Source organism: Thermosediminibacter litoriperuensis (genome assembly GCF_008124715.1).
In the GTDB taxonomy this organism is placed as follows: Bacteria; Bacillota; Thermosediminibacteria; order Thermosediminibacterales; family Thermosediminibacteraceae; genus Thermosediminibacter; species Thermosediminibacter litoriperuensis.
Map to the genome: position 1 here is coordinate 20642 of NZ_VNHO01000021.1, position 16037 is coordinate 36678.

Sequence of the window (16037 nt, forward strand, 5' to 3'; positions counted from 1 at the left end):
GAGAGGTGTTATCAATGGATGTAGATGTTTTGTTTAAGATCGCCGGCATAGGAATCGTTATATCTATCCTGAGCAAGGTGCTGGACGAGGCAGGAAGAAAGGAACAGGCCCAGATGACTACGTTGGTAGGGGTAGTTATCGTCCTCATGATGGTTATTCAGCTCATCAGCCGGCTTTTTGCCAACGTAAAGTCAATGTTCCAGCTTTACTAAGGGGTGTAGGCATGGAGATAATCCAGATCGTGGGCATCAGCCTCGTCGCAGCTGTGATGGTGGTTTTGCTAAAAGAAGACCGGCCCGAGATAGCCTTACAGATTAGCATAGTGGTAGGGGCAATCGTTTTTCTTTTAATGTTAAATAAAGTAGCGTCTGCGTTGAACGTGCTTCAGGATATGGCTAGAAGGGCAAACATAGACTTTATTTACCTGAACACAATACTTAAGATAATAGGCATAGCCTATATAGCCGAATTCGGAGCGCAGATCTGCAGGGATTCCGGTTCTTCCTCTATAGCATCTAAAATTGAATTTGCAGCAAAAATTATAATAATGCTGCTGTCGGTACCGATTCTTATGGCGGTTCTTGAGCTTTTGCTGAAAATTCTTCCTTGAAAAGGTGATAGTTTTGAAAAAAGTATTGTTCAGTCTTTTTATATTTTTGATAATAATTTCGCCGGTGACTCTGGCTGCCGACGACGTGGAAAAGCAGCTGGAAAACCTGGATACCCAGGAACTAGATAGTTTTTTGAGAGAATTGAACCGCGAGTACGGTGACTATGTCCCTTCCTACGATCTTAAAGACCTTATAAATACTCTGAGGGGGAACCAAAGATACGATCTTAGAGGTTTAATCAACGGAATTATCAGATATGTCTTCCGCGAGATCACCGCAAATTACCACCTGCTGGCGAAACTAGTGGCTCTTTCTGTGATATGTGCGGTTCTCAAAAACCTCCAACACGGTTTTGAAAAGGACAATATAGGGAGGATGGCTTACAGCGCGGTTTACCTTGTTTTAGTCGTAATTGCAGTGCAGAGCTTTATAATCGCTATAAATACGGGACGAGACGCCATTAGTGACATGGTATCTTTTGTGCATGCCTTAATGCCCACAGTATTTACCCTGCTGGCCGCCATAGGAGGAATGACTTCCGTTAGTGTCTTCAATCCGCTTATCTTTATCGGTATAACCGCCGCAAGCACATGGATCAAAGATATCATTTTGCCAGTGATTTTTTTCATCTCGGTTTTAAGCCTGGTTAATAACATATCCGACAGCTTCCACGTATCCCATCTGGCCCACTTGTTAAGACAGGTATGCGTATTTTTGCTCGGGTTTTTTTTAAGCGTATTTCTCGGCATAATGGTTGTTCAGGGGGCGGCGGCCGCCACGGTGGACGGTATATCTATAAGAACTGCAAAATTTGCTTCGAAAAATTTTATGCCCATCGTCGGAGGAATTTTTTCCGATGCCCTGGACGCGGTGGTGGGGTGCTCCTTGATACTGAAAAATACTGTAGGCCTGATAGGACTGCTGCTAATATTTATAATAACGCTCTTTCCAGTAATAAAAATTCTTTCAATCATTTTCATATACCGCCTGAGTGCAGCGATCATACAGCCGGTCGGTGAGGAGTCCATCGTAAGGTGCCTGAACGACATAGGAAATTCGCTGACGATGGTGTTCGTTTCGGTTGCATCGGTGGCGATGATGTTCTTTATTGCAATGACGATAATACTGGCCTCGGGTAATCTGGCCGTTATGCTGAGGTGATGCCGTGCTTGAGAGTTTGAGCATGTGGATAAGACAGGTAATTCTAGTTGTGATGTTTACGGTATTCGTGGATTTTCTTATGCCGAGCAGCAATCTTCAAAAATATGTGAGGGTTGTGTTGGGAATCGTCGTGATGATTACAATACTAAATCCGGTCATCGTATTATTAAAAGGAGATATCGCTTTTACCAGGATGCAGCTGGAGATAAATAATTATCTCAATCAGGATCAGCTGATGATGAAAACAGAAGAATTTAAAGAAAGAAATATAGAAATGGCCCTTGACCGGTACAAGAAAGAATTGGAGAATTTGATCGCTCAACAGGTGAAAAACTATACCCTTTTTGAAGTATCGAAGACAGATATAAAAATAGATCAGAGCGGAAGGATAGAACAAATTCGCCTGACGCTTCAGAAAGCCGATGACAGACTGGTACAGAAAGGTGTAGAAAAAGTTTCCGTAAAACTCAATCCGCCGACGCAGAGTAAATCACAATACCCTCTGGATAAAGAAGTTGCCGAACTAAAGGAATACTTGAGCAAATTTTACGAAATTCCCGAGGCTAACATTCACCTGGAACTGGAGGGGGATCCATGGAAGGCGAAATTAGACTGAAAAATTTTTTAGATCTGCTCAAAAAAAACAAAAATAAATCAATATCAACACTTATAATTATAGGTCTGGTGGGATTTATTCTGCTTACTATAGGTAAGATTTCCATACAGGGGGATTTCTCTCAAAAAACCGTCGACGGCCGTGCAACAGATATAAAAATTGCCGCCGATCAACCGTTTCTTCAGGAAGACATTGAAAAAAAACTCGAGCAGATACTGTCACAGGTGGAAGGGGTAGGCAGGGTCAAAGTAATGCTTACCTTTGAGACTGAAGATCAGGTGGAACCAGCTTTTAATACTGTTGACAATAAAAGGGTTACCGAAGAAAACGACAGTGAAGGAGGTATCAGGACGATAACCGAAACTCAGGTAAATAAACAGGTGGTTCTACTCAATAAAGGTGGGGAAGAAGAGCCTCTGCTTGTTAAAAAAATGATACCTGCAATCAAAGGAGTTTTAATAGTTGCTGACGGAGGTGAGTCTTCCGAGACTGTGGAGAGAATAACAAAAGCCACTTCCACTCTGCTGGGCGTTCCTCTTTATAAGATAAAGGTAATGCCATATTCAAAAAACTGAGGAGGGATTAAGTTGATGTTTCTATTTAAGAGGAAGACGGTACTTATAATAATGTTTATCGGTTTGTTGGTATTTTCAATATACCTCATGCTCATCGGAAACTATCCCAGGGTCATCTACAAGAACTCGAGCGCACCCGACGCTGAGAAGGTAACCGCTTTGAAAACATCGGAAGGGGATACGGCTAATGTCAAAAACGGGAGCGAGAAAGACTTTTTTATAGACTACCGCCTGGAGAGGGATCGCTTGAGAAGCCAGGAAGCCGACTACCTGAGAGAAATTATAAATAACCCTAATGCGAGTCAGGAGTCAAAAGAAAAGGCTCAAAAGGATCTCATAGCCCTGGCGGAAAAAGTGGAAAAGGAAATGATGGTCGAAAATCTTATTAAAGCCAAAGGCTTTGAGGAAGCCGTTATAATCATCTCAGGAGATTCGGCTAATGTCATCGTGAAATCCAACGGCCTTTCGCAGAAAGAAGTGGCACAAATAACCGATGTAGTAACAAGGACCACCGGCTACCCTATGGATAAGATAACGATCGTCGAGAGAAAGTAGTGGATGCAATTGTATTTTCTTCTGATTTTTGTTATAATTTAATCGGTCTTTTGCCTAAAATTAAATAAAGCTACAAAACTTGGAGGGTGTTTTTAAAATGGAAACAAACAGCGGTAAGGGATCTATAAAGATAGCCGACGAAGTTGTAAGTATAATAGCCGGCCTCGCTGCTACCGAAGTTGAAGGTGTAGCCGGTATGAGCGGCGGCATAGCGGGCGGTATAGCCGAAATGCTCGGGCGAAAAAATTTGTCAAAAGGCGTAAAGGTCCAGGTGGGAGAAAAAGAAGTTGCGGTGGATATTTACATAATTGTAAACTACGGGGTGCGCATTCCCGAAGTAGCATGGAAAGTACAGGAAAACGTAAAGAAAGCTATAGAAAATATGACCGGCCTTTCAGTGGTTGAAGTTAACATACACGTTCAGGGAGTAAATTTTGGTCAATCTGGGAAAGAAGATGATTCTAGAGCAAAATAAAGAAGCCCCCTATCTTTATTAGGGGGTTAATTTCCATTTGAAAGGGGAATTTAGATGAAGCTCTATGATAGAATTATACTGGGAATTGTCCTGGTTCTTGCTTGTTTAATTCTCGCTGTCGTTTCCGCTATGGCTGTATTATTTTCTGTAAAGGCTTTTTCTCTAACTCATTTATGGACAAGGCTCGAGTATTATTTTTACGGCCGCTGGGAAGTCGGTGTGGTCGGCGGTATTTTTTTCATGGTGAGCCTCTGGCTTCTGCTCTCCGGGTTAAGGAGTCAGAAAGCTCCCCAAGCTCTCATCAGCAGCGGAGAACTGGGAAGTGTAAACATTTCTTTTAACGCCGTCCAGAATTTAGTCCTCAAGGTAACCAGGGATATGGAAGAAATAAGGGACGTCAAGGTGAAGATAAAACAGGGGAAAGAGTCGTTGTCCATAATCCTCCAGGTAGTCGTCGTGCCCGATGTGAAAATCCCAGAATTGACTGCCAAACTGCAGAAAGCCGTAAAAGACTATGTAGAGTCCATGGCAGGAATTGCGATTAAAGACGTATCGATAAACGTCGAAAATATTGCCGGTCAGTACAAGCAGAACGTTAAATAAGGGGTGGGAAGATGGACGTTTTTTGGGAACTGTGGCAGCAACACCGGGGTAAGATTCTAGGTGCTATTTTAGGGTTTCTGGTGGGTGTGTTGATACTAGTTTTCGGTTTTTTAAAAGCCATCTTTCTTATTTCTTGTGCTTTTTTAGGTTATTATATTGGTAAGCTCCTCGATAAAAAGGAGAGCCTGCGGGATATTCTTGATAAAATTTTACCACCGGGTAGGTAAAGGAGTGCTGCACTTGAGCAGGAAACTTGCAAGAGAATGGTGTTTTAAAATACTGTTTGCCATCGACGCCGGTGGCAACTCCTTTGATGAAGCGATGAAAATAACGGTAAACAGGCCTATAAACGACGATATTAGAGAATTTATGGTTAAAGAAGTAAACGGAGTGCTGGAGAAAAAGGAGTGCATAGATGGGATTATAGACGAATACTGCGTCGACTGGAAGCTGGAACGCCTGAATATTGCAGATAGAAATATCCTTAGACTGGCGGTCTACGAAATATTTTTCAGCGATGACATTCCTTTAAGCGTATCCATTAACGAGGCGGTAGAAATAGCAAAGAAATACGGTGATGAGAAGTCTCCGAAGTTTATCAACGGAGTCCTAGGAGCAATTGTCAGGGACAGGGAAAAGCTCCAGCATCGTTTTTCAATATAAGCCTGGGGGAAATCTTATGGCTGCGCCTGTATTGACGGTCAGTGAGCTGACAGGCATAATTAAATACTTATTCGATTCCAACGAAATACTGCGCCAGGTGTACGTCAGGGGTGAGATTTCGAATTTTAAATACCACCTTTCGGGCCACATTTATTTCGTCCTCAAGGATGAAAGAGCTCAAATCCGGTGCGTTATGTTCAAAAACAGGAGCATTTTACTACCGTTCATGCCGGAAAACGGAATGAGGGTCGTGGCCTTCGGCTACGTAACAGTATACGAAAAAAACGGGGAATATCAATTGTACGTGGAGGATATGGAACCCGACGGCATCGGTGCTCTTTTTCTGGCGTATGAGAAATTGAAGGCAAAACTACAAAAAGAAGGATTATTCGATGCCAGTGCTAAAAAATCCATACCATTTCTGCCGAAAAATATAGGGATTATTACCTCGATTAACGGTGCGGCTATCAAGGATTTGCTTACTGTCATCAGGAGAAGATTTCCCAATGTCAACATCCTTATAGCTCCCGTTTCGGTACAGGGCAAACAGGCTGCTGACGAAATATGTGAGGCAATAAAAGACCTGAACAGAATAGGGAAACTGGATGTTATAATTGTGGCTAGAGGAGGAGGTTCCATAGAGGAGCTCTGGACTTTTAATGAAGAAAAGGTGGCCCGGGCGATATACAGTTCCAGAATCCCAATAATATCGGCAGTGGGGCACGAGACCGATTATACAATAGCCGATTTTGTGGCTGATAAAAGGGCTCCAACGCCTTCTGCAGCCGGGGAAATGGTGGTGCCCGAAAAAAAACAGCTGCTCGCCGATATAGCCCAGAGGAAAAAAAGAATAATAGCTGCTATGTGCGCCCTTTTAAATACCAGGAAGCAGGAAATAGAATACATAAAAAGGTCGGTAGTCTTCAGAAAACTGAGGTCGGAGGTAGACAATAACAGAATACAACTGGATCTCCTGACCAGAAGGCTTTTGAGAGAAACTGTAAACCAGCTGATGGTTAAAAAGTCCGCTTTAAAAACCCTGATGGGGAGGCTTGATGTCTTAAGCCCGCTGGCGGTACTCGACAGGGGTTACAGCATATGCCAGACCATCGACGACCTCAGGATCGTAAAAAGGGTGGAAGAAGTATCTTCGGGCGAAGAAGTAAAGGTTATTCTTTCCAACGGTTACCTCTTGTGCAATGTTATAAGCAAGGAAAAAAAGGTGGTGCGCGAAAATGACAGAGTATAAATATGAAGATGCAATCGCCCGGCTTGAGGACATAATTGAAAAGCTTGAAAAAGGTAATTTATCGCTGGAGGAATCGCTGAACCTCTTTGAGGAAGGAATAAGGCTTACAAAGATATGCACAAAGATATTGGACGAAGCAGAGGGCCGGGTTCAGGTTTTGATCAAGGATTTGAACGGAGAGATTGATTTTAAAGATTTTAACGGAGGGTGTATCTGAAGTTGAAGAATTTTGAAATCGAACTGAAGGAAACCGGTAAAATAATTGAAAAAGCTCTTGACTTTTACCTGCCGAAAAGCGACGAGTATCCGCAGAAAATCCATGAAGCCATGCGTTACAGTACTTTCAACGGAGGCAAGAGAATCAGACCGGTGCTGACGATGAAAGCCGCAGAGCTTTTCGGATTGCAGGGGGATAAGGTCATACCCACGGCCTGTGGAATAGAAATGATCCATACTTATTCGCTCGTTCATGACGACCTGCCCATAATGGATAACGATGATTTGAGAAGGGGAAAGCCCACATGCCATAAGGTCTTCGGGGACGCCATTGCGCTTCTAGCCGGAGATGCCCTGCTTACCCACGCATTCAACACGATAGCTAAAAATGCACGAATCGAGGGCATATCCTTGCAGGCTGTAATAGATGTTATAGACAGGATATCTCGGGCGGCGGGGAGCTTGGGGATGATCGGAGGCCAAACCGTCGATATTCTGTCTCAGGGTGTAACGATAGATGAAAAAACCTTATTTTATATGGATTACCATAAAACCGGCTGCCTGATTCAGGCATCTCTCTGGGCAGGGGCGAGACTAGCGGAAGCTCCGGCGCCGGATCTTAATAAATTAGACAGATTAGGAGAGAAAATAGGTCTCATTTTTCAGATAGTCGACGACCTTTTAGACATCCAGGGTGACGAAAAAAAACTCGGAAAGCCGGTGGGAAGCGACGTTAGAAACAAAAAGAGTACTTTCCCGAGCGTATACGGGTATGAGAATTCCCTAAAGCTAGTAAAAAATCTTTCGGAAGAAGCCAAGGATATAATACACGAATTTAAAAACGGTGAATTTTTCGTGCAATTGGTCGAATTTCTCGTGGAAAGACAGTATTGATATTTAAATCGCCCCTTAGAGTGACAATAGTAGACCGGTCAACGTTTGAACGCGTGTGCGGTTTTTGTTATAATATATTAGGCGATTTCAGGGAAACAGGTGGTGCAGTATTCTAGTCGAAATCCTCTTCTCTGAAGACGGGGCTAAAAATCCGTCAAGGGCACATCGATGAAGTTCCTTGTGCTGGCTGCCGACGCCCAGTCGGGGGTTGGTGCAGGGAGTAAGGGAGTGGGGCAACCTGCAAAGGCATGCAGGCACGACCCTACTCCCGTGGAGACCCAAGTGCGTGATGGAAGGTCACGGCCTTGCGTTACGGCTTGGGGGGTGAACCTGCATCCGATACAAACCGTGTTGGGTGCAGTGTAGCCTGCCTTGAGCGGAAAGGGTGGAAAAAGGCATAAGGCCGTATTTAAACCGGCCATTTAAATGCGGCCAAATACCTTTGAAACCTTTTCTGCAAAAGAGGCTAGGAGAAGGCGGATTTCGGTGAGGAAAACTCCTAGACTGTTCCGCAAGGAAGTGAACTGAGGATTACAGTGCGGTCTAAGTGGCAATCCAGCCCTGCTTATGGCGACATGGCAGAGAGGGGCTTAAAGGGGAACCGCCCTTACCGGCGACGGAGGGTGCTCCTCTGGGAAATCCTGCTGGACCTAAGCCGCAAAATTTACTCAGTTCACTACCACCTGTTTCGGCCGTTATTCTGAGGTGAACATTTTTGAGTAAAAACAATAATAAACGATGTAAAAATAAAAGGAACAACGGAGGACCAAAAGCTGGATGGATATACAGGGTTGTCTTCATGACTTTTGGGCTGTCCGTTTTTTTTAGTTTGATATCAGAAACGTTAGTGGAGAAGGTCAATTTAATCGTTTCTTTTTTTATACTTTCGGGAATAGTATTGATCGGAATTATATTTGACATCATTGGGGTAGCTGTAACTTCCGCCAGCGAAACTCCATTCCATGCCATGGCCGCTGACAAAGTTCCGGGGGCGAAGGAAGCGGTAAAACTGATAAGAAATGCCGATGTGGTTTCAAATTTCTGCAACGATGTGGTAGGTGATATTTCAGGCATAGTCAGCGGTGCCGCTGGAGCCTCCATTGTTGTAAAGATAATCTCCGGCGGTAGCGAATTAAAGGAAATACTTCTCAGCACTCTGATAGCCGGACTCATTTCTGCTATGACCGTAGGGGGGAAGGCTTTCGGTAAAAACATAGCTATCAAGAATTCCAAAGAGATTGTCAGCAGAGTTGCCTATATTCTTTTTTTGTTGAAAGAGCGTTTCGGGATCGAATTGTTTCCCGGCAAGACCGGTAGAAAATAGATTCGGGGTGAAGAAAATTTGCAGAAAGAAAGGCTTGACGTGTTGCTGGTACAGCGGGGACTTTTTCCCAGCAGGGAGCGGGCGAAATCCGAGATAATGATGGGTAACGTCTTCGTCAACAATAAAAAAATAGATAAACCCGGGACCATGGTGGATATAAATTCAGATATCCTCGTGAAAGAAAAATCCCTGCCATACGTCAGTAGGGGCGGGTTGAAACTTAAAAAAGCCCTCACTGCCTTTTCGATATACGTCAGGGGAAAGGTTGCACTAGATGCTGGTGCTTCGACGGGAGGGTTTACCGATTGCCTACTAAAAGAAGGTGCTGCCAGAGTTTATGCGGTCGACGTGGGGTACGGACAGCTGGATTATTCCCTTAGAAACGACCCGAGGGTCGTAAACATTGAACGGAAAAATATAAGATATATTAGCTTTGAGGATATAGGTGAACTGGTGGATATAATAACCGCAGATCTTTCATTTATCTCGTTATCCAAGGTATTCGAACCTCTCTATTCACTTTTAAAAGATGATGGGGATCTCATCACTCTTATCAAACCACAGTTTGAGGTCGGTAAGAGTGAGGTAAGAAACGGAATCGTGCGCGACAGAAAGTTGCACGAGAAAGCCATAAGTCAAGTAATTGCCTCGGCCGAGGTTGCTGGTTTTTTTTGCCGGGGTGTGACTTTTTCGCCGATAAAAGGGCCTAAGGGCAATATAGAATTTTTAGCATGGTTTAAAAAATATCGAGATACCGATTCGAAGATCGACGTTAAAAAAGCTGTTGATGAGGCTCATGCGCTGCTTAATTAATTTTAATACAAGAGAAGGTTTAGTATGGGTATTTATGCTGTTTTCTTATTGATCACTTTAGGTGCTATTCTGGGGGTCCTGGGATGGAAATATTTTCTTGGATTAAGGCTTAGGATGCGAATGGAAAAAGCCCGCATAAGCGAACGCAGGGCAGTGAGTTTGCTAAAAAAACACGGTTTTGATATAGTAGATGTACAGAAAGAAGCTTCCTACGCGGTGTTCGTAAATGGAAAACCTCATGAAGTTACCGTAAGGGCTGACGTGATAGTAAAAAAGGGCGGGAAAATATACGTGGCGGAGATAAAATCAGGCAAGGTATCCCCCTCTTTAAACACATCCGCCACTCGAAGACAGCTATTGGAATATTATCTAGTTTATAAACCTGCCGGACTTATACTGGTGGATATGGAGCAGAAAAAAATTAAAACCGTCGAGTATTCGATTCTAAAAAGAGATTACTCTCAAGTACGCTATGTTTTTTACGCCGTTGTCATTTTTTTTATCGGCTTTATAGTGGGTTTTTTAACCAGGGGTGAATAGGTTGCAAAAAATAGGACTTTTCGTAAACCTCTCGAAAAAAAACGCAATGAACGTAACCAAGGTTCTGATCGGATGGTTGAAAGAAAATAACTACGCAGTATACACCGACGAAAACATTGCGGACAAGTTAAATTTTCCCGTGGATGCTAAAAGCCTAGAAGAGCTGACGAGAAGTATCGAACTAGCCGTAACACTGGGTGGCGACGGTACCCTGCTGCGCATAGCGAGAAAAATGGCACCCCATGATATACCCGTGCTCGGCATAAACCTTGGGCACCTTGGATTTCTTACTGAAATAGAAGTGCCCGATTTGTTCAAGGATCTTGAACATTTAAAGGCCCGCAGGTACTATATAGACCGGCGGATGATGATAGAAGCGCAGGTACTGCGAGAAAATAAAATTATGGAAAAATTTTTAGCATTAAACGATGTAGTTATAACAAAAGGTCCCTTTGCAAGGTTAATAAGGTTGAAAACTATGGTTAATGATGCTTATATCGATACATATCACGCCGACGGCCTCATAATTTCCACCCCTACGGGGTCTACGGCATATTCTCTTTCAGCAGGCGGACCAATAATAAATCCTAATATGGAACTTTTGCTGCTGACTCCCATTTGCCCTCATACTCTCCAGAATCGTTCCATCATAATGTCTAAAGCCGATGTCATTAATGTTCAGGTAATGGCGGAGCACCAGGAAATAATGCTGACAGTGGACGGGCAACTGGGATACAAACTCCTGCCGTACGACAAAGTCGTTGTAAAAAAATCTGATTTTTACACAAAATTGGTACGCATCAAAAACAGGAGTTTTTACGAAATTTTGCGGAAGAAGTTAAGGGAGTCAAATTAATCAATAAAGTTGTAGGAGGTGAATTGTTTGAAGGCGAAAAGACACATGAAAATAAGGGAGATCATCCGGGAAAAACCAATAGAGACTCAGGAAGAATTGGCGGAAGAGCTTAGAAAGTGTGGATTCAATGTGACCCAGGCTACTGTTTCCCGCGATATCAAAGAGCTGAGGCTTGTCAAAGTTCTCAGAGATAATCATCATTACTGCTATTCGGAACCCGATAAATCTACCTTTGTTTCCGATAAATTGGTGAGGATGTTCAGGGATTCCATAGTCAGCATAGATTCGGCAGAGAACCTGGTCGTTATAAAAACACTTTCAGGCACCGCACATGCTGCGGCAGCCGCAATAGACGGCCTGAACTGGAAGGAGATAGTGGGTACCGTTGCAGGAGACGATACCATTCTGGTTGTAGCCCGCTCCAAGCCTGCAGTAAAAGATCTCGTGGAAAAATTAGAAAGCCTTATTAAATGATCATTGGAGGCATAATAATATGCTCCTAAAACTTATAATTAAGGATTTTGCCCTGATAGATGATATAGAAATTGATTTCAAGCGGGGTTTGAACATACTGACGGGCGAAACCGGCGCAGGCAAATCGATCATAATTGACGCAATAAGCATGATCCTGGGGGAGCGGGCATCGAGTGAGTACATCAGATCAGGCAGGGAAAGTTCGGTTTTAGAGGCCGTATTCGAATACGATAACGAAGCGATAAGTGCATTTTTAAGGGAGTTGGGGATTGAGGAGGAAGATAATACCTTAATAATATCCCGCCAGATTACCGATCAGGGAAAGAACTACTGCAGGATAAACGGCAAAAGCGTTCCCGTATCGGCACTGAAAAGTATAGGGAAATACCTAATAGATATACACGGCCAGCACCAGCACCAGTCACTGTTGAATCCCGAACGTCACCTGGAAATGCTGGACCTCCTGGGCGGTGATGAGATCGCAAATATAAAAAAGCAAGTAGGAGGCTCCTACAGAAGCATCCTCGATACTGTTCAACGGCTGAAAACGCTTAAGAAAAGTCGTGAGGAATTTTTCAAGTACAAGGAACGGCTGCGATTCGAAATCGACGAACTTGAAAAAGCTCAATTAAAACCTAGGGAAGATATACTGCTGGAGGAAGAGCGCGAGGTACTCGCGCATTCGGAGAAAATAATGAAAGCTCTGAATTTTAGCATTTTTATGCTTTACGAGGGCGATGAGACCACCGCTCCGGTCATAGACAATTTATGCAGAATAATAAACGCCCTGGAAGATGTAAAGGGGTATTTTAAACCTGTTGAACAACCTCTTGCTTCATTGAAAAATATACTGTACGATATGGAGGATGTGGTTTCCACCATAAGAGAATGCGTCAAATCGATAGATTTCGACCCCGGGCGTCTGGACGAAATCCATACAAGGCTCGCTCTGCTGGACCGGTTAAAGAGCAAGTACAATATGAGTATCGAAGAGCTTTTAAACTATAAAGAACAAGCCGCCTCGAATTTGGAGGAGGCCTTGAATCTTGACGATGAAATATCAAAATTGGAGTCTTCCTTAAAAGAATTAAAAGAAAATTATATTAAATATTCTATAAAATTACATGACCTGCGGAAGAAGGTGGCGGCCGCCTTTGAAAAGGATATTTTTAAAGAGCTGAATGACCTCGGAATGAAAGGAACAAAATTTTCGGTGGACATTAAGTGGGCCGAAGCCGATGCAGGAGTAGAAATAAATGGTAATACTTACAAAATGAGTGAAAATGGTCTGGACAGTGTAGAATTTCTAATTTCCACGAACCCCGGCGAGCCGCTGAAACCGCTGGCAAAAATAGTATCCGGCGGGGAAGCTTCCCGTATTATGTTAGCTTTAAAAAACATTCTGGCAAGAATAGATAATATTCCGTGTCTAATTTTCGACGAGATAGACGCGGGTATAGGAGGAAGGATATCCCAGATAGTTGGGGAAAAGTTGGCTAAGGTGGCCAGGAACCATCAGGTGCTCTGTGTTACTCACTCCCCACAGATAGCCAGCTTGGGAGATGCGCATTTTTATATAAGCAAAGTAGTAAATAAAAACAAAACCAGTACCGTCGTATCAGAGATAAAAGGCGAGGAAAGAGTTAGGGAAATAGCGAGAATGCTGGGTGGAGCGGAGATAACCAGTACTACTTTGGTCCATGCCAGGGAAATGTTGAAAATGGCCGAAGACATAAAAAAGAACTTTTAAGCCCGATTGCGGCTTTTTTATTTTTCCAGTATTAAAAAGACGGAACCGGGTTATCTTAAGTTTCAGGCCCGGTTTTTTTCATTTTTAAAGTGGGGAGTGAAAAGTGTTGATTTACAGCAAAAATAGGAAGCTAATCGGTATTTTTTTGGCAATTTTCATAACTCTTATTGCACTTTCCCCTCAATTTTCAGGATTAAACAGGTTCCCCGACAGAATAAGGGTAATTGAAGGAAAAGAGCAGACGTTGAATCTCAGAATCCCCTTCAACTTTCAGCTCTATACCAAAGACTCGGGTTTTTTAACAATTAACGGCACTGCGCTTAAGGACAAGATGAATGTAAATTTAAAAAACCCCCTTTCTATCAGATCTTCACGTCTGGGAACCTATGATCTGGAGTTCAGGTTATTTGGAATAATCCCCGTAAAAAAGATGAAACTGGAAGTATTGCCGGAGATGAAGGTTGTACCCGGAGGGCATTCGATAGGCGTAAAATTGAGACCCGACGGGGTTATAGTGGTTGGTATCGCTTCGGTTATAGACGAAAAGGGGAAAACCTGCTACCCTGCCAAGGAAGCTGGTATCCAGGTGGGAGATACCATCTCAATGGTAAACGGATACAAAATCTATACTGCCGAGGAATTATCCAGAATAGTCAATAGGGATGACGATAAAACCGTAACCTTAACGATTAAAAGAAACGGGAAGACTTTTCAGACTCAATTATATGCGGTAAAAAGCAAGGACGGTATATATCAGATTGGACTTTGGGTCAGGGATATAGCCGCGGGAGTTGGCACTCTAACCTTTTATGATCCCGAATCCGGCTATTACGGCGCCTTGGGTCATATAATATCCGATTCCGATACGGGCAGGATTGTAGAGGTTGGGCAGGGAGAAATCATTAGAGCGAGCATAACCTCTATTGCACCGGCGAGAAAAAACGTACCAGGCGAAAAACGGGGGGTTTTTGTGGAAGAAGAAAGGGTGATAGGTAATATATTGAGCAACACGGAATTTGGTATTTTCGGCAGAATATACCAACCTGTTGAAAATCCATATTATTCAGAAATTCCAGTTGCTCTTGCCAGTTTTGCTCGTGAGGGGAAGGCACAAATTATGACTGTTATCGATGGGGAGCGAATAGAAAAATTTGATATAGAAATACAGAAAATTATCAGGCAGAATTTTCCTAGTACAAAGGGAATGATTATAAAAATAACAGATCCGAGGCTGATAGAAAAAGCCGGCGGCATCGTCCAGGGAATGAGCGGTAGTCCCATAATCCAAGATGGTCACCTGGTTGGAGCTGTCACACACGTATTCGTCAATGACCCTACTCGAGGTTACGGAGTTTTTGCCGAATGGATGCTTGAAGAAATATCAAAATTGAAAAACGAACGACAGGTATCTAATTTTTAAAACATATTCTGGTATTTAAGGAGGAATATACCATTACTTGTCGAATATATATTCAAAAAAGGATATAAAGGGGGGTTAAAATTAGATGAACGATAAAAAAAGGATCCTGCTGGCTGATGATAATAAAGAATTTTGCGATCTTGTGGAAGAATATTTTTCCGGCGAAGATGACATGGAAGTGGTAGGTAAGGCTCACAATGGCCTTGAGGTGCTGGAAAAAGTACAGGAGTTGAATCCTGACCTTGTGGTACTGGATATAATAATGCCAAATCTTGACGGCCTGGGCGTGATCGAAAAATTAGCAAATTCCGATAAAAAGCCCAAAATTATAGTACTGTCCGCAGTGGGCCAGGATAAAATCACTCAAAAAGCTATCAATTTGGGTGCTGATTATTATGTAGTAAAGCCCTTTGATTTAAAAGTTCTGGTCGAGCGCATTCGCGAACTAGTAACCCATACTACAGTGCAGAAAAAAACCAGGGCTGTAAACAGTACCGCCGGTAAGCAAAAAGATTCTAATCTGGAAATGGAAATAACCAACATAATACATGAAATAGGAATTCCCGCCCATATTAAAGGGTATTTTTATCTGAGGGAAGCGATCGCTATGGTCGTCAACAATGTGGAACTCCTGGGTGCCGTTACGAAAGTACTATACCCGACGATAGCCAGCAAATATAAGACAACGCCCAGCAGGGTGGAAAGGGCCATCCGGCATGCTATAGAAGTTGCATGGAACAGGGGATGCATCGAAACAATAAATAATCTTTTCGGTTATACTATTCCAAAGGACAAAGGAAAACCCACGAACTCCGAATTTATCGCAATGATTTCGGACAAGCTGAGAATGGAGCAAAAAGCCATATCCTAGTTTTCAACACCCCTAATTAAGGGGTGTTCAGACTGTCGACAAAGTAACTGTCGACAGTCTTTTTTTGCAAAAGCTAGTACAAAAATCATCAGCTTTTTAGTAAAATTAAAGAAGATACAAAAATATTGTGGGGCGATGAAATGTTAACGAAGAAAAATCGAGAAATAATAGAGCAGGTAGAATTAGTAAGCATCGATAGCTTAGTACCTCAAGACCATCTCCTTAGGGCAGTAGAAGAAAGCATCGACTTTAATTTCATTTATGATGAAGTAAAAGACCTATATAGCGAAAATACAGGAAGACCTAGTATTGACCCGGTAGTGTTAATTAAGCTACTCATGCTCCAAGCATTGTATGGAATCCGCTCCATG

22 protein-coding genes are annotated in these 16037 nt (G+C 42.9%); all 22 read left to right on the forward strand.

Features of this window, described 5'->3' with window-relative positions; genetic code table 11:
• Window positions 1-14: 14 nt before the first annotated feature.
• Window positions 15-212, forward strand: a complete 198-nt coding sequence (gene spoIIIAC / locus LZ11_RS08970) for a stage III sporulation protein AC (protein WP_148867553.1) — start codon at window positions 15-17, stop codon at window positions 210-212.
• An 11-nt stretch (window positions 213-223) separates the two neighbouring features.
• Entirely contained in the window at window positions 224-610 is a 387-nt protein-coding gene (spoIIIAD, locus tag LZ11_RS08975; RefSeq protein WP_148867554.1) for a stage III sporulation protein AD, read from the forward strand.
• Between the two features lie 4 nt (window positions 611-614).
• Window positions 615-1772, forward strand: a complete 1158-nt coding sequence (spoIIIAE, locus tag LZ11_RS08980; RefSeq protein ID WP_170240350.1) for a stage III sporulation protein AE — start codon at window positions 615-617, stop codon at window positions 1770-1772.
• A gap of 4 nt (window positions 1773-1776) precedes the next feature.
• A complete protein-coding gene (spoIIIAF, locus tag LZ11_RS08985) occupies window positions 1777-2388 on the forward strand; it encodes a stage III sporulation protein AF (RefSeq protein WP_148867556.1) in 612 nt (203 codons plus the stop codon).
• Window positions 2367-2963, forward strand: a complete 597-nt coding sequence (locus tag LZ11_RS08990) for a stage III sporulation protein AG (RefSeq protein WP_148867557.1) — start codon at window positions 2367-2369, stop codon at window positions 2961-2963. The genes spoIIIAF and LZ11_RS08990 overlap by 22 nt, the downstream gene beginning before the upstream one ends.
• Before the next feature lie 15 nt (window positions 2964-2978).
• On the forward strand, window positions 2979-3518 hold the full coding sequence (locus LZ11_RS08995) for a SpoIIIAH-like family protein (protein WP_187695069.1): 540 nt from the start codon (window positions 2979-2981) through the stop codon (window positions 3516-3518).
• A gap of 97 nt (window positions 3519-3615) precedes the next feature.
• Window positions 3616-3993, forward strand: coding sequence for an Asp23/Gls24 family envelope stress response protein (locus tag LZ11_RS09000; protein ID WP_148867559.1), 378 nt, complete (start codon window positions 3616-3618; stop codon window positions 3991-3993).
• A 54-nt stretch (window positions 3994-4047) separates the two neighbouring features.
• Window positions 4048-4596 (forward strand): alkaline shock response membrane anchor protein AmaP, encoded by a 549-nt coding sequence (amaP, locus tag LZ11_RS09005; protein ID WP_148867560.1) that lies wholly within the window; start codon window positions 4048-4050, stop codon window positions 4594-4596.
• A gap of 11 nt (window positions 4597-4607) precedes the next feature.
• The gene (locus LZ11_RS09010; protein ID WP_148867561.1) at window positions 4608-4823 is read left to right on the forward strand and encodes a DUF2273 domain-containing protein; all 216 of its coding nucleotides are present in this window, start codon (window positions 4608-4610) and stop codon (window positions 4821-4823) included.
• A 4-nt stretch (window positions 4824-4827) separates the two neighbouring features.
• Window positions 4828-5259, forward strand: coding sequence for a transcription antitermination factor NusB (gene nusB / locus LZ11_RS09015; RefSeq protein ID WP_246110781.1), 432 nt, complete (start codon window positions 4828-4830; stop codon window positions 5257-5259).
• Between the two features lie 16 nt (window positions 5260-5275).
• Window positions 5276-6508, forward strand: a complete 1233-nt coding sequence (gene xseA, locus LZ11_RS09020; RefSeq protein WP_148867563.1) for an exodeoxyribonuclease VII large subunit — start codon at window positions 5276-5278, stop codon at window positions 6506-6508.
• Window positions 6495-6725 carry an exodeoxyribonuclease VII small subunit gene (locus tag LZ11_RS09025; RefSeq protein ID WP_148867564.1) on the forward strand — a complete coding sequence of 77 codons (231 nt, stop codon included), beginning with the start codon at window positions 6495-6497 and terminating at the stop codon, window positions 6723-6725. Before xseA ends, LZ11_RS09025 begins: the two co-directional genes overlap by 14 nt.
• Window positions 6726-6727: 2 nt before the next feature.
• Window positions 6728-7618 carry a polyprenyl synthetase family protein gene (locus tag LZ11_RS09030; RefSeq protein WP_148867565.1) on the forward strand — a complete coding sequence of 297 codons (891 nt, stop codon included), beginning with the start codon at window positions 6728-6730 and terminating at the stop codon, window positions 7616-7618.
• Between the two features lie 715 nt (window positions 7619-8333).
• Window positions 8334-8942, forward strand: a complete 609-nt coding sequence (locus tag LZ11_RS09035; protein WP_187695068.1) for a hypothetical protein — start codon at window positions 8334-8336, stop codon at window positions 8940-8942.
• 18 nt (window positions 8943-8960) lie between these two features.
• Complete coding sequence (locus tag LZ11_RS09040) at window positions 8961-9755, forward strand: TlyA family RNA methyltransferase (protein ID WP_148867566.1); 795 nt, start codon at window positions 8961-8963, stop codon at window positions 9753-9755.
• Between the two features lie 24 nt (window positions 9756-9779).
• Window positions 9780-10295 (forward strand): PD-(D/E)XK nuclease family protein, encoded by a 516-nt coding sequence (locus LZ11_RS09045; RefSeq protein WP_148867567.1) that lies wholly within the window; start codon window positions 9780-9782, stop codon window positions 10293-10295.
• 1 nt (window position 10296) lies between these two features.
• On the forward strand, window positions 10297-11151 hold the full coding sequence (locus tag LZ11_RS09050; RefSeq protein WP_148867568.1) for an NAD(+)/NADH kinase: 855 nt from the start codon (window positions 10297-10299) through the stop codon (window positions 11149-11151).
• Window positions 11152-11178: 27 nt separating this feature from the next.
• Window positions 11179-11625 (forward strand): arginine repressor, encoded by a 447-nt coding sequence (locus LZ11_RS09055; protein ID WP_148867569.1) that lies wholly within the window; start codon window positions 11179-11181, stop codon window positions 11623-11625.
• 19 nt (window positions 11626-11644) lie between these two features.
• Window positions 11645-13375, forward strand: coding sequence for a DNA repair protein RecN (gene recN / locus LZ11_RS09060; protein WP_148867570.1), 1731 nt, complete (start codon window positions 11645-11647; stop codon window positions 13373-13375).
• Between the two features lie 103 nt (window positions 13376-13478).
• Window positions 13479-14795: a SpoIVB peptidase gene (spoIVB, locus tag LZ11_RS09065; protein ID WP_246110780.1), complete on the forward strand. Its 1317-nt coding sequence runs from the start codon at window positions 13479-13481 to the stop codon at window positions 14793-14795.
• Window positions 14796-14880: 85 nt separating this feature from the next.
• A complete protein-coding gene (spo0A, locus tag LZ11_RS09070; RefSeq protein ID WP_148867572.1) occupies window positions 14881-15666 on the forward strand; it encodes a sporulation transcription factor Spo0A in 786 nt (261 codons plus the stop codon).
• A 140-nt stretch (window positions 15667-15806) separates the two neighbouring features.
• A partial coding sequence (locus LZ11_RS12540; protein WP_222927233.1) for a transposase occupies window positions 15807-16037 on the forward strand: 231 nt, incomplete at its 3' end.

Coding starts and splice junctions, on each gene's coding strand:
- amaP (WP_148867560.1), top strand. CDS start 4,048: ATGAAGCTCTATGATAGAATTATACTGGGAATTGTCCTGGTTCTTGCT.
- LZ11_RS09010 (WP_148867561.1), top strand. CDS start 4,608: ATGGACGTTTTTTGGGAACTGTGGCAGCAACACCGGGGTAAGATTCTA.
- LZ11_RS08990 (WP_148867557.1), top strand. CDS start 2,367: ATGGAAGGCGAAATTAGACTGAAAAATTTTTTAGATCTGCTCAAAAAA.
- spoIIIAD (WP_148867554.1), top strand. CDS start 224: ATGGAGATAATCCAGATCGTGGGCATCAGCCTCGTCGCAGCTGTGATG.
- spo0A (WP_148867572.1), top strand. CDS start 14,881: ATGAACGATAAAAAAAGGATCCTGCTGGCTGATGATAATAAAGAATTT.
- LZ11_RS08995 (WP_187695069.1), top strand. CDS start 2,979: ATGTTTCTATTTAAGAGGAAGACGGTACTTATAATAATGTTTATCGGT.
- LZ11_RS09045 (WP_148867567.1), top strand. CDS start 9,780: ATGGGTATTTATGCTGTTTTCTTATTGATCACTTTAGGTGCTATTCTG.
- LZ11_RS09000 (WP_148867559.1), top strand. CDS start 3,616: ATGGAAACAAACAGCGGTAAGGGATCTATAAAGATAGCCGACGAAGTT.
- xseA (WP_148867563.1), top strand. CDS start 5,276: ATGGCTGCGCCTGTATTGACGGTCAGTGAGCTGACAGGCATAATTAAA.
- spoIIIAC (WP_148867553.1), top strand. CDS start 15: ATGGATGTAGATGTTTTGTTTAAGATCGCCGGCATAGGAATCGTTATA.
- recN (WP_148867570.1), top strand. CDS start 11,645: ATGCTCCTAAAACTTATAATTAAGGATTTTGCCCTGATAGATGATATA.
- LZ11_RS09025 (WP_148867564.1), top strand. CDS start 6,495: ATGACAGAGTATAAATATGAAGATGCAATCGCCCGGCTTGAGGACATA.